The organism is Pseudomonas sp. Van50, from assembly GCF_055390755.1.
This window is the reverse complement of record NZ_AP024343.1, coordinates 436,247-457,352: the sequence shown is the minus strand read 5'-3', so window position 1 is coordinate 457,352 and position 21,106 is coordinate 436,247. Positions and strand designations below refer to the sequence as shown.

Sequence of the window (21,106 nt, the reverse complement as noted above, 5' to 3'; positions counted from 1 at the left end):
ATGAGGCCTTCACATTCAACACTAAGGTTGGCTGGAAGTCCGTCATCGCGAGCAAGCTCGCTCCCACATGGGTTCTCAGGAGCCGATCAATTCGAAGTCTTGGCCATCTGCCGATCCGACGCTCGCCAGATCAGTCGTGTCGTGTCATAGCCCTGCTGGCGCGCCTTGCTCAGCAGTTCCTCGCGCACGACGCTATTGACGGTCGGTGTGCGGGACAGCAGCCACATGTAGCGGCGGCTCGGGTCGCCGACGATGGCGGTCTTGTAGTCATCGCTGACGTACAGCACCCAGTATTGCCCTTTCGCCACGCCCGGCACGATCCGTGAAAACCAGTTGTCGAACTCGACCCAGAGCTTGTCGGTCTTGCCCGGCACCTGCGGCGTGGCCGTGCCCCTGGCCTCCTCCCACTGCCAGTCCGAGGTCAGGCAGCGATTGAGCACACCCACGTTGCCGTCTGGCTTGAGGATGTAGTGAGCTTCCGATTGCGCGCAATTGCGCTGGAAATACATGGGCAGACGGGCCAACTCATACCAGGTCCCTTGGTAACGCTTGAGGTTGACGCTGTTGACCGTCTTGGGCGCCAACGGATCCTCGCCAGAAGTGGCACAGCCGGCCAATACCAGGCCAGCCAAAAGCACAAAAACTAACCGCATCATTATTTTTCTCCCGCAGGCCTCTGGCCTCGGTTTACTTCAGGCCTTGGCCGGAAAACATCAACACTTTGTCACCGGCGTATTGCACGCTGATAAAGCTTTTCTGGTCGCCCCAGGTGCAGCTGGACATGCCGAGTGCGCCTGAACAATCGGTCGGTTTCCCCAGCAACGTTTCGACTTCGGCCTTGGGCATGCCAGCCGACAGTTTCGAATAGTTTTCCTGGTTGACCTTGCTGCATGCGGTCAACACGACGCACATAAACAGCAGAGCGATAGATCGCAGCGACATGGTGTAACTCCTGGAACGGAAGGGAGGTGGCAGGGTGCCAACCTGATCCTTAGAAGAGAAAACCCCTATCTGGTTCCCTGACACCCCCAGTATTTATTGGCTGTGCAGAGGTGTTTCATCGATGAGTCACCCGGTTTGTGACGCCGTCGTACCTTTCGTCGGGACTGAGGCCCTGGCGCCTGATGGGTCGGGCTTTGGCGCCGATAAAAAGTCACAGCGCAAAATCCCGCGCTATGGCAAATTGACAGCCCTCCCTGACCCGCCCCTTCGCAGTAGTGTTCTTAATGACCAGAAACATGAAATTCAGCCATAAAATCCTGCTGGCTGCCGCCCTCGTGGTGGCCGTCGCATTCGCCTGTTTCATCCTGTTCAACGACTATCGTCAACGCCAGAGCCTGCATACCAGCACCGAGACCTCCATGCAGGAGCTCGGCAACCTGACCAGCCGTAACATCCAGACGTGGGTCGACGGCCGTATCCAATTGCTACAGTCGCTGGCCCAGCAGATCGCCGTGGACGGCAACAGTGCCGACAGCCTCAAGCGCGCCGTGGGCCTGCCGGCGTACACCGGCAACTTTCAGCTCAGCTATTTCGGCGGCACTGACGGCGTGATGTTCTCGGTACCGGCCGGCAATCGCGCCGCCGACTACGACCCGCGCGCCCGTGGCTGGTACAAGGCCGCCAACAGCGCACAGCAAACCATCGTCACCGAACCGTACATCGCCGCCTCGTCGGGCAAGCTGGTGATCACCGTCGCCACGCCGGTACAGCGCCAGGGGCAGATGATCGGCGTGGCCGGTGCGGACATCGACCTGTCCAGCATCAGCGCCATCATCAACTCGCTGAACTTCGGCGGCCACGGCCACGCGTTCATCGTCAGCGCCGACGGCAAGATCCTGATCCACCCCGACAGCAAGCGCGTGCTCAAGACCCTGGCCGAGGCCTACCCCAACGGCGCGCCGCAGATCAGCCCGGGGGTGAAGGAAGTCGACCTCGACGGCCAGACCCAATTCATCTCCTTCACCCGCGTCAACGGCGTGCCGGGCGCCGACTGGTACGTGGCGCTGGTGCTCGACAAGGACACCGCCCTGGCGATGCTCAGTGAGTTCCGCACGTCGGCGCTGATCGCCATGATCATCGCGGTGGTGTTCATCATCGCCCTGCTGGGCATGTTGATCCGCGTGCTGATGCAACCGCTGCTGACCATGGGCCGCGCCATGCATGACATCGCCGAAGGCGAAGGCGACCTGACCCGGCGCCTGGTCATTCACGGCCATGACGAATTCGGCGCACTGGGCACGTCGTTCAACCGTTTTGTCGAACGCATCCACACCTCGATCCGCGAAGTGGCCTCGGCCACCGGCCAGGTCAACGAAGTCGCCTTGCGCGTGGTCAGCGCGTCCAACTCGTCGATGTTCAACTCCGACCAGCAGGCATCGCGCACCAGCAGCGTGGCTGCGGCCATCAACCAGCTTGGCGCCGCTGCCCAGGAAATCGCCCAGAACGCCGCCCTCGCCTCGCAACATTCCAGCGAGGCCCGCAACCTGGCCGAAGACGGCCAGCAAGTCGTGGATAAAACCATCGCGGCCATGCAGCAGTTGTCGGCCAAGATCAGCGATTCGTGCGGCAACATCGAAACCCTGAACAGCAACACAGTGAACATCGGCCAGATTCTTGAGGTGATCACCAGCATTTCCCAGCAGACCAACCTGCTCGCCCTCAACGCCGCCATCGAAGCGGCCCGGGCCGGTGAAGCCGGGCGCGGCTTCGCGGTGGTGGCCGATGAAGTGCGCAACCTGGCGCACCGCACCCAGGACTCGGCGCAACAAGTGCAGAAGATGATCGAAGAGCTGCAAGTCGGCGCACGGGAAGCGGTGCTGACCATGACCGACAGCCAGCGCCAGAGCGAAAGCAGCGTCGGCATCGCCAACCAGGCCGGCGAGCGACTGGGCAGCGTGACCCAGCGTATCGGTGAAATCGACGGCATGAACCAATCCGTGGCCACCGCCACTGAAGAACAGACCGCCGTGGTGGAATCGATCAACGTCGACATCACCGAGATCAATACGCTGAACCAGGAAGGCGTGGAAAACCTGCAAGCCACCTTGCGGGCCTGTGCCGACCTCGAACAGCAGGCGGCGCGGTTGAAGCAGTTGGTGGGTAGTTTCCGGATCTAGCGCTTTCAAGGGCCCCATCGCGAGCAAGCTCGCTCCCACATTGATGACTTCGAACGCGGTCAACTGTGGGAGCGAGCTTGCTCGCGATAGCGGCGTCAGCTAGATCGAAAGAATCAGAACCTGGACCCAGGCCTGTTCAAAAACTCGATTTCCTCAGCCGTGGACTCGCGCCCCAACACCGCATTGCGATGGGGAAACCGTCCAAACCGGGCAATGATCTTCTGGTGCCGCTCGGCATAATCCAGGTTGTCTTCAAACACCGCCCGTTCCGCTTCCGGTTGCTCTCGGACCAGGTCGATAAACCGCGACACGGCTTCGTTCTGCACCGCCAGGTTTTCGCAGTGTTCGAGTACCAGATAGATGAATACGCGCTGGATCGGCTTGAGTTGTCGGTCGAAACCCGCCGCCAGGCCTTGAGCCACCAGCGCTTGGGCACGCAGGTCGCCGGAAAAAGCCTTGGGGGTGTCGCGAAAGATCATCCGCGGGAGTTGATCGAGCAGTAGCACCAGGGCCAGCCAACCTTCCGGGCGTTGCGCCCAGTCGGTCAATCCGCCGGCCAGTGCCTGCTCGACCCGATCGCCGAAGCGCTCTTGCGCCTGGCGATCATGGCCTTTGCCGAACCACAGCTTGCCCCTGTCAGCCGATATTTCGTCCGGTGTCTGGGCTGCACCAAACCACCAATCGAGCAACGGCTGCCAAGGCTCGGCCATGCTTTACTCCTTGTGGTAAGCCGTGGCGCGAGCCACTTCTTCCTTCGAACCGAGGAACACGGCCACGCGCTGGTGCAGACCTTCAGGCTTGATATCGAGGATGCGCTGGTGACCGTCGGTGGAAGCGCCGCCCGCCTGCTCCACCAGGAACGACATCGGGTTGGCTTCGTACATCAGGCGCAGCTTGCCCGGCTTGGACGGCTCGCGGCTGTCGCGCGGGTACATGAACAAGCCGCCACGGGTCAGGATCCGGTGCACGTCGGCAACCATCGCGGCGACCCAGCGCATGTTGTAGTTCTTCTTCAGCGGGCCTTCTTCGCCTGCCAGCAGCTCTTCGACATAGCGTTTCACCGGGGCTTCCCAGTGACGCTGGTTGGACATGTTGATGGCGAATTCCTGGGTGGTTTCAGGAATGGTGATGTCTTCGTGGGTCAGTACGAAACTGCCCATCTCACGATCCAGGGTGAAGCCCTTGACGCCGTCACCCAGGGTCAGCACCAGCATGGTCTGGGGGCCGTAGATGGCATAACCGGCGGCGACCTGCTCGGTGCCCGGCTGCAGGAAGGCCTTTTCATTCAAGGCTTCGTTCTGGCTCAAGTACTCGTTCGGGCAGCGCAGTACCGAGAAGATGGTGCCGACCGGCGCGTTGATGTCGATGTTCGACGAACCGTCCAGTGGGTCGAACACCAGCAGGTAGGCACCCTTGGGGTATTTGCCCGGGATCTGGTAGGCATTGTCCATTTCCTCGGACGCCATGCCGGCCAGGTGACCGCCCCATTCGTTGGCTTCGAGCAGGATTTCGTTGGACAGCACGTCGAGCTTCTTCTGCACTTCACCCTGCACGTTTTCGGTGCCCATGCTGCCCAGGACACCACCCAACGCGCCTTTGGAGACGGCGTGGCTGATTTCCTTGCACGCACGCGCCACCACTTCGATCAAAAAGCGCAGATCGGCAGGGGTATTGTTGCTGCGGGTCTGCTCAATCAAATAGCGACTCAAGGTAACGCGGGACATGGACGGCTCCGAAGAATAGGGGGCGGAAAAACCAGCGCAGTTTAGCGCGAGTCGGGACTTAATTCCTCCTATGAGACGGGATATGGAGGATTGAGTTCACGGGGTGGCGGCTCGCTTGGATATTTCTGTCGATTGAGAGGACGCCATCGCGAGCAAGCTCGCTCCCACAGTTGACCGGGTTGTTTCGACGAACGCGGTCTATTGTGGGAGCGAGCTTGCTCGCGATGAACGCACCTCAGCTCTTGACCGGCGGCTTGCGAAGCAGGCTGAACGCCATCGCCGCGAGGAACAGCACGCTCAGCAGCAACACCGCCCACAGGCCGATTTTCTTCCAGTTGGTATCGACCGTCGCAGGCGCGGTGGCGGTTGCAGGGGTCGCAGCCGGCGTCGACATGGCCGCGCCGTTCACCGTCGCCGTCCCCAGCGTCGCCAGGCGCGACGGTTTGTAATCAGGCACCAGCGTGCTCAATGGCAAGCTGGCCGCTTTGACTGTCGCGCTGCCCAGCGCCAGGCGGTAAGGCCCTTCGCCCCGCGCCAGGAACACCACCTGGGTCGGGCGTACGGCAAAGCGCAGGGCCGGGGCTTCGGTTCCCAAGCCACCACCACGCTCGTCCACGGTCAGTTTCAACTGCTGCACGGTCTGGCCGGACAGTTGCAATTGGTTTTGCACCACATCCTGGCCGTTCTGGGTCAGGCGATAGAGCAAGCCACTGCCCATTGGCTGCCACGGATGGCTGCTTTCACGGCGACCGGCCAGGGTCACCGGCGCCAGGCTGTTGGCCTGGCTCAGTTCGACCTGCACTTGTTCGATGTTCAGCCCCATGGGCAACTGCCAGGTGTACTCACCGGCCTTCGTCGTGCTGCCGGCCAACGGTTGCGACCAGACCAGCGGCAACGGCAGGCTTTCGCGGCTGGCGCTGTGCAGTTGGGCCGAGGTCAGCACCGGCGCGGAGGACGGCGAATCCCACAGCAACCGCAGATAGCGCGCCGGCTGCCCCGGCAGGTTCACTTCATGCTGCTCGACCCGCTCATCGGCAAAGGTCAAGCGCGCCACCTGACCTTCGCCCCACGACTGCCAGTGCTGCAAGTCGTCACTGGCTTCGATGGTGAACCGCTGGAAGCCGTCGCGCTCGCTGGTCCAGTCAAGGATCAACTGCTGCAACGGCGCCTTGATCGCGCTGGCATCCAACAACCAGCCACGCAACTCTTCCTCCCCGGCTTCGAGCCGGCTGGAGGGCTGGACTTCCACCAAGGTGCCGTTGGCGTTCGATTGCACCCGCACACTGGGCGCGCGCTCGTTGTCATCGGCGGCGTTGTACAGCGGGAACCACTTCACGTCGGTGAGGGTGCGGTTTTCCCGGCTCTGGGCCGACTCGCGCACCAAGGCGTAGGCCTGGGCCTGGCCGGCGGCGTTGAAGACGCGCAGGTCGCTCAGGTCGGTCTGCCGCGCCTGCAACTGCACGTCCAGTGGCAACGGCAGGCGATACCACGGCCCTTCGCCGCTCAGGGCCAACGGCACTTGATGGGCGAAATCCGCCGGTTGCTCCTGGGCCGTAGCCGACAACGCCACCCACAATCCGACCACGCCCAGCCCGATCCGATTCAACTTGCGACTCAAGATGACACTCCCTCACTGACAGGCATAGGCGGCTCATCCTGGGCGACCGTCTCCGGGCGCTTGGGCGGCAGCGGCGCGAAGTAGCCCACCACCAATAGCAATACACCCACGCCGATGAACGACACGATCCGCGCCAGACCGCCACGGTTACTCAATTCGACAAAGAACAGCTTCGCCACGACCACGGCGATCAACGCCGCACCGATCAGCCACACTTCACGGCGATGGCGCAGATGCCCACCGATCATCAGGCCCAGGGCGATCAAGGTCCAGACAATGGACAACCCGGCCTGCACGAACATCGACTCGAGCAGCGCGTCCAGCTCGTAGGGCACCCCCATCCACTGGTGGGCCGTGCGCATCACCAGGGCGGTGAAGAACGCGAACAGCGACACACCGGCGATCAACTGGGCGATGTGCCCGACGCGATTCCAGCCATTCGTCGATTGCTCCACGGCGTTGCGAGCCCACACATAGATACCGAACAAGGCGAACAGCAGGCCCAGCTCCAAGGGGTTGAGCAACGGCACATAAGGCAGTGGCTCTGAGTTGCCATCGCTGAAGGTGTTGGTCAGCCAGAACCAACCGAGCATCAACAGCGCCATGGGCGCCGCCGCATAGACACGATATTCCCGTGGTTGTGCCGAAACCGGCCATGGCAAGGTACGCGGCGTGGCCATCAGCACCAGATACAGACCCGGCAGGATCGCCCAGGCCAACCAGCGCCAGGCGTTGTACTGCTCGGACAGCAACAGCAGGCCGTAACGCAACTCCAGCATCAACACCGCCATCAGCAACCAGCACCCGAGTACGTGGGCCGTACTGCGCGCCCGGGCCGGCAGCACCGGCGCCAAGCGCTTGAGCGAGAGGAAATGCACGGCGAATACCGCCAGCCAGGCCAGCCAGCCAAAGTCCGCCGCCGGGTGGTAGCGGCTATCCCACGCTGCGACAAGCACACAGCCCGCCGCCGGGATCAACAGGGTGCACAGCAGCCCCAGTGCTGGCCATTTCAACCGCAGCGACAAAACGCTCCACACCGCCACGCTGATGGCCGCGACCAACAACAGCAAGCTGCCTTGCAGGTTCGCCGGGGCAAAACGCAGCACTTCGCTGACCCACGCCAGCGCCCACCAACCCGCGCCCCAGATCAGCAACAGCTCGGACAGGCGCTGCAAGCTCAAGGCGTCCAGCTCCTGCGCCGCGTGCGCCCGTTGCAGGCGCCATGCGCCCACCAGCGCTGCCAGCCCCAGGACCAGCGGCGTCCAGAACCCACTGTGGGCCAGGGGTCGCAGGTCCTCGGCATTGAGCGGCCCCAACAGTGCTGGCCCCGCCATCAGGAACGACGCGCCGCCGAGCAGTTGCAATAGCAAACCGAAGACAAAGCTCACGCGCTGTTTCAGGTACAGGCTCAGCCAGATGATCAACAGCCCGCTGGCCGCCCACACACCACTCGCGGTTTGCCAGGGCAGGACGAACAGCACCGCGAGATTGATCAGCACCAGCCCCGCCAGCAGCACCACCGACAGGCCGCGCAGCAACCGGACATCGTTGCGCACCATGTCGTCGCGCGCCGCCAGCAACATGCCGCCGATCAACGCCAGACCGATCAGGGAAGCACTGAGCAAACCGCTCCAGCCCGCGCTGAACACCGCCGCCGAATCGCCCTCGGCGCCTTGCAGGCGCAACAGGAACAATGCGCCGCCGAGCAATTGCACCGCGAACGCGGTGAACAGGAAGCTGCGCGATTGCAGGCGCAGGCCGACAAACAACGTCGCCAATCCGGCCAGGGCCCAGGCGATGGCCGTGCCGTGGGTGAAGAAGAACAACGGTGCCAGCAGATAGAGGAAACTCAAGCCCAGCACCGCCAGCACCGGCAGGCCTTGGCGCTCCCAAGCCGCAGAGTGTTCAGGGGCGGCCTTGCGCAGTTGGTAGAACGTGAACAGTAAAGCGCCGCCGAGCATCAACGCCCCCAACGGTGAGCCGTCGAGCAGGCTGCTTTCGCCAGATCGCAATTCGCTGAGGAAGGCCAGCGCCGAACCCAATTGCAGCAGCAAAGCAAAGGCTCGTGCGAAAGGTCGTTGCTGGCGCAGGCCCAGCCAGAAAATCCCCGCGCCCTCCACGGCCCAGGCCGCGGCGGTCCAACGGGCGTCGAGCCCCAAGGGAATCGCCAGGCTGGAAAAGATCACCCCCAGGGCCAGGCAGGTTTCCGCCAACAACAAGGCGCGGCCGCCCATCAATAGCCGCGCCAGGCCCATGTAGATCATACCCAGGGCCAGGGCGCTGAAGGCAGCGGCGAACTCCAGGTGCTGCACCAACGCGAACTGCAAGCCGAAGCCCACCAGCGGCGGGGCGAACAGCATCGTGCCGTCGACGTAATCGCCCTTGCGCGCCGACCAGCGCAACAACGCGTCGCGGCTGCCCTCTTCGGGGGCGTCGTTCATTTCCAGCAGCTTGCGGCGGGTGAACAGCAAGCCGATCGCCAGGTAGATGAGGAAGAACAGAATCAGGAACGGCTCGGTGCTCCAGAGCAGTTCTGGCGTGTAGGAACGCAGGCCCCAGGCGAAACCGATGCCGAAGGTGCCGACAAAACCGATCAGGTTGAGCAGGCGCCAGGCCTTGAACCAGGCTATCGCGAGAATGCCGGCATTGAGCAGGATGAAATAGCTGAACAGCGCGACGTGGTTGCCGCTGCCGGTAGAAGTCAGGATCGGCGCGGCAAACCCGCCCAGTGCCGCCGCCGCAGCCAGGCCCAGGGCATTCTGGGTAACCGCCAGGATCGCCGAGAACACCGTCACCGCCACCAGCAAGCCCAGGGCCGCCTTGGAATCGAGCAACGGATGCAAGCGCATGGCGGCGAACACCGTCAGGTACAACACGGCGATCCCGGTGCCCTGGAGCATCAGCGCATAACTGTTGTTGCGCTGGCGCAACCACCAGCCCAGGCCCAACAGGCCCAGCGCACTGGCTGCGACGCCGGCGTAACGCAATTCGATCGGCACCACCATGCCTTCGGTGGCATAGCGCAGCAGGAACGCCAGGCCGAGGAACAACAACACCACACCGACCCGCAGCACCGTATTGCCGCCGAACAACCAGTTGCGCGCACCGATAATGGCGCGGTCGAACAGATTCGGACCACGTGGGGCCGCCGGCTCCGCCACCATCGGCTCCAGAGGCAGAGGGGCAAAATCGCGCTCGGCACGCCGACTGGACGTCTCTGGCACGGGTTTCCAAATGTCATCGGGCAACGCCTGGCTGGCCTGGGTGGCCATCGCGGGTGCGGGTTCGAGGTCTGACGGTAGTTCCCAGACGAGCTCCGGTTCGGTGCGCGTCGCGGGCTTCGCGGCCTGGGGCGCGACAACCTCGGGCACAGGGGCCGGATCACTCGGTTCGGCCACCTTGCCGCGTTCGAGTACCGCCAGGCGGCCCTCCAATGTGAGCAAGCTCTGCTGGGCCTCTTGCAACAAGATCTGTTGCTTGGCCGCCTGGACACCCAGGCGACCCAATCGAAACGCCTGGGCGATGCCAAGCCCCACCAGTGCGCCTATCAGCGCATCGGCGAACGACTCGTCCACCACCCAGCCGAGTGCCAGGCCCAACAACGTCAAGATCCATTGCATGGTTGATATCCCTAAGCGGCCCGTTGCGGGCATGACCGGGGTGATGCGATGCCTGGATCAGTCTAGTGGAACCCCAAACCCTGTGGGAGCGAGCTTGCTCGCGATAGCGGCATGACAGACACCTTAAGGTTGACTGATACACCGCTATCGCGAGCAAGCTCGCTCCCACGTTGGAATGTTGGCGCTGCCAATTGCTGAGTCCGGCCACACAGCCCGGCGAAACTGGCGCCTAGTATATCGACGAAGCCCAACCGCCGTTGGGCTTCGCTCACATTTCTTGCAGCAAATACTACTCCAGGGCTTTCCAGATATCGGTGGCGTATTCACGGATGGTCCGGTCCGAGGAGAACCAGCCCATGCGCGCGGTGTTGAGCACCGCCGAACGCCACCATTGCTTGGAGTCATGCCAACGCTCTTCGACCTTGGCCTGGGCGTTCCAGTACGAGTCGAAGTCGGCACAGACCAGGAAGCGGTCGTAGTCCACCAGCGAGTCGACAAGCCCGGCGTAGCGCATCGGATCATCCGGCGAGAACACCCCGCCCCGTATCGCCTGCAATACATCGTTCAGGCGATGGGAGGCGGCGATGTCCGGCGCAGCGCTGAACTCACCGTTTTGCTTGCGCGCTTCCACTTGCTCAGCCGTCAGGCCGAAAATGAACATGTGCTCGCCACCGACGCGCTCATGCATCTCCACGTTGGCGCCGTCCATGGTACCGATGGTCAGTGCGCCGTTGAGGCCGAACTTCATGTTGCTAGTGCCCGACGCTTCGAAGCCGGCCGTGGAAATCTGCTCCGACAGGTCCGCCGCCGGAATGATGCTTTCGGCCAGGCTGACGTTGTAGTTGGGCAGGAACACCACTTTGAGCAGACCGCGCACGGTCGGGTCGTTGTTCACCACTCGGGCGATGTCGTTGGTCAGCTTGATGATCAGCTTGGCCTGGTGGTAACTGGCGGCGGCCTTGCCGGCGAAGATCTTCACCCGCGGCACCCAGTCCACTTCCGGCTCGGCACGGATCGCCTGGTACAGCGCCACGGTGTGCATCAGGTTGAGCAACTGGCGCTTGTATTCGTGGATCCGCTTGACCTGCACGTCGAACATCGCGGCTGGGTTGACGGCAATGCCCAGTCGCTCGTGGATCAGGTAAGCCAGGGCTTTCTTGCTGTGCAGGCGCTGCTCGGCGAACTGCTTGCGAAACGCCGGCTTGTCGGCAAACGGTTCCAGTTCGATCAGGCGCTCCTCGGGATTGTCGAGCACGCTCGGGCCGAGGGCGTCGACCATCATCGAGGTCAATTCGGCGTTGGCCTGGAACAACCAGCGGCGGAAGGTGATGCCGTTGGTCTTGTTGTTGATCCGGTCCGGATAGAGTTTGTGCAGCTCGGAGAACACCGTGCTGCGCATCAGTTGGGTGTGCAACCCGGACACGCCGTTGACGCTGTGGGAACCGAGGAACGCCAGGTTGCCCATGCGCACCCGGCGACCGTTGTCCTCTTCGATCAGCGAAACCGAGCGCAGCACGTCGAAATCGTGCACGCCTTTGGCCCGCAGCGAATCGATGTGCTGGGCGTTGATCAGGTAGATGATCTGCATGTGCCGGGGCAACATGCGCTCCATCAGCCCCACCGGCCAGGTCTCCAGGGCTTCGGGCAGCAGTGTGTGGTTGGTGTAGGACAGCGTGTCCTGGGTGATCTGCCAGGCCGCATCCCAGGCCACGTCATAGACATCCACCAGTTGCCGCATCAGTTCGGCCACGGCGATGGACGGGTGCGTGTCGTTGAGCTGGATCGCCGCATGGTCGCCCAGGGTCAGCACCGAGGTGTGCATGTTGCGATGGCGCCGCAGCAAGTCCTGCAACGAGGCGGCGACAAAGAAATACTCCTGGCGCAGGCGCAGTTCCTGGCCGGCTTCGGTGCTGTCGGCCGGATAGAGCACGCGGGAAATACTTTCGGCCCGGGCCACTTCCGCCACCGCGCCCAAGTGGTCGCCGGCATTGAAGCGTTCCAGGTGCAGGTCTTCCATGGCCCGGGCGCGCCACAGCCGCAGGGTGTTGACGCTGGCACCGCGCCAACCCACCACCGGCGTGTCGTAGGCGATGGCCCGCACGGTTTCGGCCGGGGACCAGACTTGCCGGGTCTTGCCGGCCTCATCGGTCACGGTCTCGACGCTGCCGCCAAAGCCGATCGGGTAGACCACCTCCGGCCGCTCGAACTCCCACGGGTTGCCGAAGTCCAGCCAATGCTCGGTCTGCTCCTGCTGCCAGCCATCGACAATCGCCTGGCGGAACAAGCCGTGCTCATAGCGAATGCCGTAGCCATGGCCAGCGATGCCCAGTGTGGACATGCTTTCCATGAAGCACGCCGCCAGGCGGCCAAGACCACCGTTGCCCAGCGCCGCATCGGGTTCGAGCAGGCGGATGCGCTCCAGGTCCACGCCCAGCTCGGTCAGGGCCTCGCGCGCGGTGTCCAGCAGGCCAAGGTTGCTCAGGCTGTCGTAGAGCAAGCGGCCGATGAGGAATTCCAGGGAGAGGTAATAGACGCGCTTCTGGCCCTTGCGGTAGATCTGCCGCGTGTGGTCCATCCAGTGTTCGACCATGTGATCGCGGGCGGCCAGGGCAATGGCTTCGAACCAATCGTGATCAAACGCATGATCCGGGTCCTTGCCGACGGCGTAAGTGAGCTTGGTCAACACAGCGTCGCGAAATGCAGCGACTTCAGCTTCGCGAACAAGTGGTTCTTGAGTCATTGATGAGACCTCGAACGAGCATGGAATTGTCTGAGCCTAGTCGGTCTGACAGACGGCACAGGCTCTGGTTCGGTGGTTTTTCCCTGTGACGGAGAATCGTCGTCAGAGAATTGCCGGATAAGCGAATGAATGCAGGGGCCGTGCCGGTCCGGGAGCGGTTTGTCCCGAATGAAAAAAAACCGGCAGATGGTCGTTCAAAATTTCACCAGTCCCGGTATGATCGCGCGCCCTGATGCATGCTGGTAAACCGTGATGATGAAGCCCAACCTGATCGCCGCCGCGGAGATCGACCGACTCGATACCTGGGCCAAGTACTCCGCCCCGATGTGCGGTTCCTGCGTGTCGAGCTGCTGCACACTGCCGGTGGAAGCCAAGATCAAGGACCTGATCCGCATCGGCATCGTCGATGAGTTCGAACTGGGCGACCCGCCGAAGAACATCGCCAAGCGCCTGCAAAAGGAAGGGATCGTCGAGCGCTACAACCAGAAGTCGGAAATTTTCACGCTCCAGCGCATGAGCAACAACGATTGCCTTTATCTGGACCGCAAGAGCCGGTTGTGCACCATTTACGAGAAGCGCCCGGACACCTGCCGCAACCATCCGCGGATTGGGCCACGGCCGGGGTATTGTGCCTACAAGCCCAAGGAAGTGGAGCGCGAGCGGAATCCGCGGACGTTGGACAAATTCTGATCGACTGCGGGTTCAGCGGTGCCTGAGCCGACGCCATCGCGAGCAAGCTCGCTCCCACAGGGGATTCCTGTCGGACACAACATCTGTACCCACTGCAAATCCACTGTGGGAGCGAGCTTGCTCGCGATGGGGCCCTGACAAGCACCGCACAAATCCCAGGCATAAAAAAACGCCCCTGATCTCACAATCAGGGGCGTTTTTTTTCAGCCGCTAACTAAGTCGAAACTCAGTTGCCGCTTTTCTTGGCAGCGCGGGTACGCTCGCTTTCGCCAAGGATTTTCTTACGCAGGCGAATCGACTTCGGCGTCACTTCGCACAGTTCGTCTTCTTGTACGAACTCCAGCGCTTGCTCCAGGGTGAACTTGACCGGCGGAACCAGGGCGATGGTTTCGTCCTTGCCCGAAGCACGCATGTTGTCGAGCTTCTTGCCTTTGGTCGGGTTCACGCCCAGGTCGTTGTCGCGGCTGTTCAGGCCGACGATTTGACCTTCGTAGATATCCTGGCCGTGCTCGACGAACAGCTTGCCGCGCGCTTGCAGGGTTTCCAGCGAGTAGGTCAGGGCCTTGCCGGTCGCAACCGATACCAGCACGCCGTTCTGACGGCCGGACATGTCGCCGGACTTCATCACGTCGTAACGATCGAAGATCGAGGTCAGGATGCCGCCACCGGAGGTCAGGGTCAGGAACTCGTTACGGAAACCGATCAGGCCACGGGCCGGGATGTTGTACTCAAGGCGCACACGGCCCTTGCCATCCGGAACCATGTTGGTCAGGTCGCCTTTACGCAGGCCCATTTGCTCCATGATCGCGCCCTGGGATTCTTCCGGCAGGTCGATGGTCACGTTTTCGTACGGTTCGTGCTTGACGCCATCAACCATGCGGATGATCACTTCAGGACGACCCACGCCCATTTCGAAGCCTTCGCGACGCATGGTTTCGATCAGTACCGAGAGGTGCAGCTCACCACGGCCGGACACTTTGAACTTGTCGGCCGAGTCGCCTTCTTCAACGCGCAGGGCAACGTTGTAGAGCAGCTCTTTGTCCAGGCGTTCCTTGATGTTACGGCTGGTCACGAACTTGCCTTCTTTACCGCAGAATGGCGAGTCGTTGACCTGGAAGGTCATGGAAACGGTTGGCTCGTCGACGGTCAACGGCTTCATCGCTTCGACGTTCAGTGGGTCGCACAGGGTGTCGGAGATGAACAGTTGCTCGAAGCCGCTGATGCAGACGATGTCGCCGGCCGCAGCTTCTTCGACGTCGATGCGGTGCAGGCCGTGGTGACCCATCAGCTTGAGGATACGACCGTTGCGCTTCTTGCCGTCGGCGTCGATGGCAACCACCGGGGTGTTCGGCTTGATGCGACCACGGGCGATACGGCCAACACCGATCACACCCAGGAAGCTGTTGTAGTCCAGTGCCGAGATCTGCATCTGGAACGGACCGTCACGGTCGACTTTCGGCGCTGGTACGTCGTCGACGATCGACTGGTACAGCGGGGTCATGTCTTCAGCCATGGCAGTGTGGTCCAGACCGGCAATGCCGTTCAGGGCCGAGGCGTAGACGACTTTGAAGTCCAGCTGTTCTTCGGTGGCACCCAGGTTGTCGAACAGGTCGAAGATCTGGTCCAGAACCCAGTCCGGACGCGCGCCTGGACGGTCAACCTTGTTGATGACCACGATCGGACGCAGGCCGGCTTCGAAGGCCTTCTTGGTCACGAAACGGGTTTGCGGCATAGGGCCGTCCTGAGCGTCAACCAGCAGCAGCACGGAGTCGACCATCGACATCACGCGCTCTACTTCACCACCGAAGTCGGCGTGGCCCGGGGTGTCCACGATGTTGATGTGGTAGCCGTTCCAGTTGATGGCGGTGTTTTTCGCCAGGATGGTAATACCGCGCTCTTTTTCCTGGTCGTTGGAGTCCATCACGCGCTCGTCGTTGAGCTCGTTGCGCTCCAGGGTGCCGGATTGACGCAAGAGTTTGTCTACCAGGGTGGTCTTACCATGGTCAACGTGAGCAATGATGGCGATGTTGCGTAGATTTTCGATCACTTGTGTATCTCGATCAGAGGATTCGGTGTGCTGACAGGTCGTGGCAGCGATTTACGTTGAGTCCGACAAAGCCGTTACAGCCTGTCGGCGGCGTCGGGGGGCCGGTGACGCAGGCCACAGGCAAACAGCCCCGGGCACTTAGCTCGGTCGATAAACGCGCACATTGGCATGCCCCTCACTGAGCAAATGGTGGGCATGCAGGCGACTCATCACGCCTTTGTCGCAATACAGCAGGTACTGGCGAGTAGGGTCCAGTTCCTTGAAACGCGCGTTCACGGCATAGAACGGCATCGTTTTTACCTCGATGCCGGCGACACTCAGCGGGTCGTCTTCAGCGTCATCCGGGTGGCGGATGTCGATGATGATCTGACCGGCCAGCGCTTCGCCGACTTCTTCAATCTTGATGTCCTGGCCCAATTCGTCGATAACGCGATCGATCGGCACCAGCCTGGCGTTTTCGAGCGCTCGCTCGAGTACCGCCATGTCGAATTCTTTCTCTTCGTGCTCCACCCGCCCGCGCTTGGCCGCCGTCTTCGGATTGACCGAGATGACGCCACAGTATTCCGGCATGTGCCGGGCAAACTCGGCGGTGCCGATTTCGTTGGCCTGGTCGATGATGTCCTGCTTGTGGCTGGCGATCAGTGGACGCAAGACCAGCTTCTCGGTCACGCAGTCGATCACCGACAGGTTCGGCAACGTCTGGCTCGACACCTGGGAGATCGCCTCGCCGGTCACCAGCGCATCGATTTGCAGGCGGTCGGCAATTCGTGAAGCGGCGCGCAACATCATACGCTTCAAAATGACGCCCATATGACTGTTATCGACTTTGCCGAGAATCTCGCCCAGGACTTCCTCGAACGGCACACTCACAAATAACACGCGTTGGGAGCTGCCGTACTTCTTCCAGATGAAGTGCGCCACTTCCATCACGCCCAGTTCATGGGCACGCCCGCCGAGGTTGAAGAAGCAGAAATGGCTCATCAACCCGCGACGCATGATCTGGTAGGCGGCCACCGTGGAGTCGAAGCCACCGGACATCAGCACCAGGGTCTGCTCCAGCGAACCCAGCGGATAACCGCCGATGCTGTTGTGCTGGCTGTGGATCACGAACAGCCGCTGGTCGCGAATTTCGATGCGCACTTCGATTTCCGGGTCTTTCAACGAAATACCGGCCGCGCCACATTGCCGGCGCAACTGGCTGCCGACGAACTTCTCCACATCCATCGAACTGAACGCGTGCTTGCCGGCGCGCTTGCAACGCACCGAAAAGATCTTGCCGGCCAGTGCATCACCATAATGAAGCATGCACTTGGCGAGGATGTCGTCGAAATCCCCCAGCGGGTATTCATCGACTTGCAAAAAATGCGCGATGCCCGGCATGCAACTCAGGCGCTCGGTCATTTCCTTCAGCAGCTTGGGTTCGCTGACACGGGTTTCCAGTTCGAGGTTGTCCCACACGCCATTCACCACCACGGCCGGATCCAGGTCTCGGAGCACGGCACGGATGTTCTTGGCCAACTGGCGGATGAAACGCATCCGTACCGGGCGGCTCTTGATGGTGATCTCGGGGAAGACTTTTACGATTAGTTTCATGAAAACAGCGCGCGAACGGCCAGCCGAAAAAGGGGGGCGCGGATTATAGCGGAAATTGCTCAAGGTTTAACCAGTTAATGTGCAGATGGTTTTGCGCGCACCAAAACAGGTCATTATCGATTGACGACGCCACATTGCAGTGCGTTATTGTCGGACAATCTTTGATTTACGCCTTTAAAAGCGTGGATTTGGTGCAAAAAACCCATGCTGGGGCACTGGCATGCAATTTGCTCCCTTGTGAGGCAGGTTGCCTTGGCAGAGTATTCGCGCCGGCATCACCCATATCTAAGGGCACTCCACTACCCGCCCGAAGCCACCCGGAGGACATATGTCGAAGTCGGTTCAACTCATCAAAGATCATGACGTCAAGTGGATTGATCTGCGCTTCACTGACACCAAAGGTACTCAACATCACGTGACCATGCCGGCCCGTGATGCGCTGGACGACGAATTCTTTGAAATCGGGAAAATGTTCGACGGCTCCTCCATCTCTGGCTGGAAAGGCATCGAAGCCTCCGACATGATCCTGATGCCGGACGACGAAACCGCCGTCCTGGACCCGTTCACCGAAGAGCCGACCCTGATCCTGGTCTGCGACATCATCGAACCTTCGACCATGCAAGGCTATGACCGCGACCCACGCGCCATCGCCCACCGCGCCGAGGAATACCTGAAGTCCACCGGCATCGGCGACACCGCTTTCTTCGGTCCTGAGCCTGAGTTCTTCATCTTCGACTCGGTCAAGTTCAAGTCCGACATCTCCGGCTCCATGTTCAAGATCTTCTCCGAACAAGGTTCGTGGATGTCCGACCAGGACGTGGAAGGCGGCAACAAAGGTCACCGTCCAGGCATCAAAGGCGGTTACTTCCCGGTTCCACCGTTCGACTTCGACCACGAAATCCGTACCTCCATGTGCAACGCACTGGAAGAAATGGGCCAGACCGTCGAAGTTCACCACCACGAAGTGGCGACTGCCGGCCAGAACGAAATCGGCGTGAAATTCAACACGCTGGTCAAGAAGGCTGACGAAGTACAGACCCTCAAGTACTGCGTACACAACGTTGCTGACGCCTACGGCCGCACCGCGACCTTCATGCCGAAGCCGCTGTACGGCGACAACGGTTCGGGCATGCACGTTCACATGTCGATCTCCAAGGACGGCAAGAACACCTTCGCAGGCGAAGGCTATGCCGGTCTGTCGGACACTGCCCTGTACTTCATCGGCGGTATCATCAAGCACGGTAAGGCCCTGAACGGCTTCACCAACCCGTCGACCAACTCCTACAAGCGTCTGGTACCAGGCTTCGAAGCCCCGGTCATGCTGGCCTACTCGGCTCGCAACCGTTCCGCCTCGATCCGTATTCCTTACGTGAACAGCCCTAAAGCCCGCCGTATCGAAGCACGCTTCCCGGATCCGGCTGCCAACCCGTACCTGGCCTTCGCTGCACTGATGATGGCCGGCCTGGACGGTATCCAGAACAAGATCCACCCTGGCGATGCCGCTGACAAAAACCTGTATGACCTGCCGCCTGAAGAGGCCAAGGAAATCCCACAGGTGTGTGGCAGCTTGAAAGAAGCCCTGGAAGAGCTGGACAAGGGCCGTGCGTTCCTGACCAAAGGCGGCGTATTCAGCGATGACTTCATCGACGCTTACATCGCACTGAAAAGCGAAGAAGAAATCAAGGTTCGCACCTTCGTACACCCACTGGAATATGAGCTGTACTACAGCTGCTGATCCGGTAGCGCCGCCACGCACGGCGTGAAATAAAGAAAGGCCTCCTTCGGGAGGCCTTTTTTATGGGCGCCGGTTACGTGCATGATGCCCCGTCGCTCCCCCTAGAAGACGAGACTGCCCATGACTTTGCGCTTCAAGCTCTGCCTTGCCCTGTCTGCCGCGCTGCTGGCCTCCACCGCCGCAGCCGCCTCGACTCCCGCCCCAGAGGCCCTGACCCCGTTGCTTAACGCCATTGGCGAGCGCCTGGCCATCGCCGATCAAGTGGCGCTGAGTAAATGGGACAGTGGCAAACCCGTAGAGGACCGTCAGCGCGAGCGTGAAGTCATCGCCGCCGCCGTCGCCCAGGCACCGGCCTACAAACTGAGCAGCGAAACCGTGGAGGCGTTTTTTGCCGCCCAGATAGAAGCCAACAAAATGGTGCAGTACATCAACTTGTCCGACTGGGCCCTGGACGGCAAGGCCCCGGACCTCCCGCGCCCGGACCTGGTGGGGCAGATCCGCCCGCAGCTCGACCGCCTGCAGAAACGCCTGCTGCAACAACTGGCCGACTTCGCCCCCTACCGCACCGATCCGCAGTGCCCGAAATGGCTGGCCCGTGCCACCCACCACGACAAGCAGCACCCGGTGCACCGGCTCGCCCTGATCCGAGCAACCGCAGAGCTGTGTATCTCCACAAAAGCCTAAGCCCCCCCTGTGGGAGCGAGCTTGCTCGCGATGAGGCCAGCACATTCAACACCTCAGTGCCTGACACTCCGCCATCGCGAGCAAGCTTGCTCCCACAGGGCAGGTCATGGCCCAACACACAACAACTTGGGCCAACCCTCCCCCTGACCTATGCTGCAACTCAACACTTTCAGTTTTCGGTCGATTTTATGGGGCGCGGTTTTTCAATCATCCTGTTGTTGCTGCTGGCACTGCCCGCCGCCGCGCAGATCTACAAGTACATCGACGCCGAGGGCAATACCGCCTACAGCAACCAGCCGCCCCAAGGCGTCCCGGCCCAGACGGTGGAGTTGCCGCCGCTCAACAGCATCGAACGCCAGTCTCCGGCCAGCCCGGGCACACCGACGCCTCCCGCCAACAGCGAAAAGCCGCGCGATGCCTACGAAACCCTGGAACTGACCGACATCCCCACCGACGAGGCCCTGCGCGCCAACAACGGCACCTTCACCGTTGGCGTACACGCTCAACCGCGCCTGCGCAGCCCGCATCTGTTCCGGTTGCTGCTGGACGGCCAGCCCTACGGCCAACCAAGCAACGTGCCGCGCCTGCAATTGGTGAATATCGACCGAGGCGAGCACAGCCTCGCGGTTCAAGTCATCGACGGCGACAACCTCGTGCAGCAAAGCGAAACCGTCACTTTCACCGTGCAACGGGTGCACCAGCCATGATCCGCTGGCTGCTCACGCTGGGCCTGGCGCTGACGGCGATGCCCGGCGTGGCGCAGGTCTATACCTACATCGATGCCCAGGGCAATCGCGTGTTCACCGATCAGCCGCGCCCCGGCAACGCAAAGAAAGTCCAACTGCTACCCGGCAACCGGATGCCGGCGCCGCCCACGGGTACAGCCTCGGCGCCCGCGACCGAAGCCCGGCCCGAACCGTTGTTTCATTACGAAATGCTCAGGCTGTTGATTCCCGAGCCGGACGCGACGATACGCAGCACCGCAGGCGAATTGATCGTCAGTGTCACCAGCGAGCCGGGCCTGAAAAAAGGCCACCGCTACCGCCTGTTGCTCGACGGCAAACCAACGGGTGCGCCGGGACCGAGCCCGGTATTCGCCTTGAGCGACATCGATCGAGGCACCCATCACCTGGCGGTCGAAATCCTCGACGAGCAGGACCGTATCGTCGAACGCACCGCCAACCAGCCCTTCCACATGCAACGCATATCCCTTGCGCAGAAGCGCCGCATCAAGCCCTGTGCCACAGCCGATTACGGTCAACGCCCGGAGTGCCCCCTCGCCGAAAAACCTGAAGAAGAAAAAAGCAGCATCTTGCCGTTTTTTTAACACCGCCCAGGCTACCGCACTATATTGGTGCAATAGCTTGCACGCTACTCAGTCCAAAAACCCATTTTGGTTCGAAAGTACCCGGAAAAGCTGGCAGAACGCCACGCAAGCGAGGGAAAAACACCCTTTTGAGGCTCTAAACGCTTCTTTTCGGAGCCTTGGTTTGGTTTTTGCATTTTCCTTGTGACAGCGCATTAATCGCGCGCGCA

At 61.5% G+C, this 21,106-nt stretch carries 15 protein-coding genes; 6 read left to right on the top strand and 9 right to left on the bottom strand.

Annotated features, from left to right (window positions below):
- Positions 1–86 precede the first annotated feature (86 nt).
- Complete coding sequence (locus tag ACZ5M5_RS01975; protein WP_060739593.1) at positions 87–656, bottom strand: lipocalin family protein; 570 nt, start codon at positions 654–656, stop codon at positions 87–89.
- A 31-nt stretch (positions 657–687) separates the two neighbouring features.
- Positions 688–942 (bottom strand): hypothetical protein, encoded by a 255-nt coding sequence (locus tag ACZ5M5_RS01970; protein WP_003186715.1) that lies wholly within the window; start codon positions 940–942, stop codon positions 688–690.
- Between the two features lie 284 nt (positions 943–1,226).
- On the opposite strand from ACZ5M5_RS01970, the gene ACZ5M5_RS01965 reads away from it, so the two are divergent.
- Positions 1,227–3,119 carry a methyl-accepting chemotaxis protein gene (locus ACZ5M5_RS01965; protein ID WP_218276795.1) on the top strand — a complete coding sequence of 631 codons (1,893 nt, stop codon included), beginning with the start codon at positions 1,227–1,229 and terminating at the stop codon, positions 3,117–3,119.
- A gap of 113 nt (positions 3,120–3,232) precedes the next feature.
- Here the strand turns inward: ACZ5M5_RS01965 and ACZ5M5_RS01960 are convergent, their stop codons facing one another.
- From ACZ5M5_RS01960 to ACZ5M5_RS01940, 5 genes are all read right to left on the bottom strand, one after another.
- Entirely contained in the window at positions 3,233–3,829 is a 597-nt protein-coding gene (locus ACZ5M5_RS01960) for a DUF924 family protein (RefSeq protein ID WP_103309362.1), read from the bottom strand.
- A gap of 3 nt (positions 3,830–3,832) precedes the next feature.
- Positions 3,833–4,843, bottom strand: coding sequence for a class 1 fructose-bisphosphatase (locus ACZ5M5_RS01955; RefSeq protein WP_018607993.1), 1,011 nt, complete (start codon positions 4,841–4,843; stop codon positions 3,833–3,835).
- 235 nt (positions 4,844–5,078) lie between these two features.
- The gene (locus tag ACZ5M5_RS01950; protein WP_060739596.1) at positions 5,079–6,461 is read right to left on the bottom strand and encodes a DUF3999 domain-containing protein; all 1,383 of its coding nucleotides are present in this window, start codon (positions 6,459–6,461) and stop codon (positions 5,079–5,081) included.
- Complete coding sequence (locus ACZ5M5_RS01945; RefSeq protein ID WP_103309358.1) at positions 6,458–10,081, bottom strand: DUF2339 domain-containing protein; 3,624 nt, start codon at positions 10,079–10,081, stop codon at positions 6,458–6,460. The genes ACZ5M5_RS01950 and ACZ5M5_RS01945 overlap by 4 nt, the downstream gene beginning before the upstream one ends.
- A gap of 289 nt (positions 10,082–10,370) precedes the next feature.
- A complete protein-coding gene (locus ACZ5M5_RS01940; protein WP_060739598.1) occupies positions 10,371–12,821 on the bottom strand; it encodes a glycogen/starch/alpha-glucan phosphorylase in 2,451 nt (816 codons plus the stop codon).
- A gap of 252 nt (positions 12,822–13,073) precedes the next feature.
- Between ACZ5M5_RS01940 and ACZ5M5_RS01935 the strand changes: the two genes are divergently transcribed.
- The gene (locus tag ACZ5M5_RS01935; protein ID WP_025211360.1) at positions 13,074–13,511 is read left to right on the top strand and encodes a YkgJ family cysteine cluster protein; all 438 of its coding nucleotides are present in this window, start codon (positions 13,074–13,076) and stop codon (positions 13,509–13,511) included.
- A gap of 226 nt (positions 13,512–13,737) precedes the next feature.
- Here the strand turns inward: ACZ5M5_RS01935 and typA are convergent, their stop codons facing one another.
- Positions 13,738–15,558, bottom strand: a complete 1,821-nt coding sequence (gene typA, locus ACZ5M5_RS01930; protein WP_003186725.1) for a translational GTPase TypA — start codon at positions 15,556–15,558, stop codon at positions 13,738–13,740.
- A gap of 138 nt (positions 15,559–15,696) precedes the next feature.
- Positions 15,697–17,151, bottom strand: coding sequence for a tRNA uracil 4-sulfurtransferase ThiI (thiI, locus tag ACZ5M5_RS01925; RefSeq protein ID WP_060739599.1), 1,455 nt, complete (start codon positions 17,149–17,151; stop codon positions 15,697–15,699).
- Positions 17,152–17,479: 328 nt separating this feature from the next.
- Here thiI and glnA point away from each other — a divergent pair, with 328 nt between their 5' ends.
- From glnA to ACZ5M5_RS01905, 4 genes are all read left to right on the top strand, one after another.
- The gene (glnA, locus tag ACZ5M5_RS01920) at positions 17,480–18,886 is read left to right on the top strand and encodes a type I glutamate--ammonia ligase (RefSeq protein ID WP_014336114.1); all 1,407 of its coding nucleotides are present in this window, start codon (positions 17,480–17,482) and stop codon (positions 18,884–18,886) included.
- Between the two features lie 120 nt (positions 18,887–19,006).
- Positions 19,007–19,570: a chorismate mutase gene (locus ACZ5M5_RS01915; protein WP_464738506.1), complete on the top strand. Its 564-nt coding sequence runs from the start codon at positions 19,007–19,009 to the stop codon at positions 19,568–19,570.
- A 188-nt stretch (positions 19,571–19,758) separates the two neighbouring features.
- Entirely contained in the window at positions 19,759–20,277 is a 519-nt protein-coding gene (locus tag ACZ5M5_RS01910; protein WP_464738505.1) for a DUF4124 domain-containing protein, read from the top strand.
- Positions 20,274–20,897 carry a DUF4124 domain-containing protein gene (locus ACZ5M5_RS01905; protein ID WP_464738504.1) on the top strand — a complete coding sequence of 208 codons (624 nt, stop codon included), beginning with the start codon at positions 20,274–20,276 and terminating at the stop codon, positions 20,895–20,897. The genes ACZ5M5_RS01910 and ACZ5M5_RS01905 overlap by 4 nt, the downstream gene beginning before the upstream one ends.
- The last annotated feature ends 209 nt before the right edge of the window (positions 20,898–21,106 follow it).

What these genes read in the sequence shown, in the direction of transcription:
- ACZ5M5_RS01955 (WP_018607993.1), bottom strand. Translation starts at nt 4,843, where the DNA reads ATGTCCCGCGTTACCTTGAGTCGCTATTTGATTGAGCAGACCCGCAGC.
- ACZ5M5_RS01970 (WP_003186715.1), bottom strand. Translation starts at nt 942, where the DNA reads ATGTCGCTGCGATCTATCGCTCTGCTGTTTATGTGCGTCGTGTTGACC.
- ACZ5M5_RS01935 (WP_025211360.1), top strand. Translation starts at nt 13,074, where the DNA reads ATGATGAAGCCCAACCTGATCGCCGCCGCGGAGATCGACCGACTCGAT.
- ACZ5M5_RS01915 (WP_464738506.1), top strand. Translation starts at nt 19,007, where the DNA reads ATGACTTTGCGCTTCAAGCTCTGCCTTGCCCTGTCTGCCGCGCTGCTG.
- ACZ5M5_RS01905 (WP_464738504.1), top strand. Translation starts at nt 20,274, where the DNA reads ATGATCCGCTGGCTGCTCACGCTGGGCCTGGCGCTGACGGCGATGCCC.
- thiI (WP_060739599.1), bottom strand. Translation starts at nt 17,151, where the DNA reads ATGAAACTAATCGTAAAAGTCTTCCCCGAGATCACCATCAAGAGCCGC.
- ACZ5M5_RS01940 (WP_060739598.1), bottom strand. Translation starts at nt 12,821, where the DNA reads ATGACTCAAGAACCACTTGTTCGCGAAGCTGAAGTCGCTGCATTTCGC.
- ACZ5M5_RS01965 (WP_218276795.1), top strand. Translation starts at nt 1,227, where the DNA reads ATGACCAGAAACATGAAATTCAGCCATAAAATCCTGCTGGCTGCCGCC.
- ACZ5M5_RS01910 (WP_464738505.1), top strand. Translation starts at nt 19,759, where the DNA reads ATGGGGCGCGGTTTTTCAATCATCCTGTTGTTGCTGCTGGCACTGCCC.
- ACZ5M5_RS01975 (WP_060739593.1), bottom strand. Translation starts at nt 656, where the DNA reads ATGATGCGGTTAGTTTTTGTGCTTTTGGCTGGCCTGGTATTGGCCGGC.
- ACZ5M5_RS01960 (WP_103309362.1), bottom strand. Translation starts at nt 3,829, where the DNA reads ATGGCCGAGCCTTGGCAGCCGTTGCTCGATTGGTGGTTTGGTGCAGCC.
- ACZ5M5_RS01945 (WP_103309358.1), bottom strand. Translation starts at nt 10,081, where the DNA reads ATGCAATGGATCTTGACGTTGTTGGGCCTGGCACTCGGCTGGGTGGTG.
- glnA (WP_014336114.1), top strand. Translation starts at nt 17,480, where the DNA reads ATGTCGAAGTCGGTTCAACTCATCAAAGATCATGACGTCAAGTGGATT.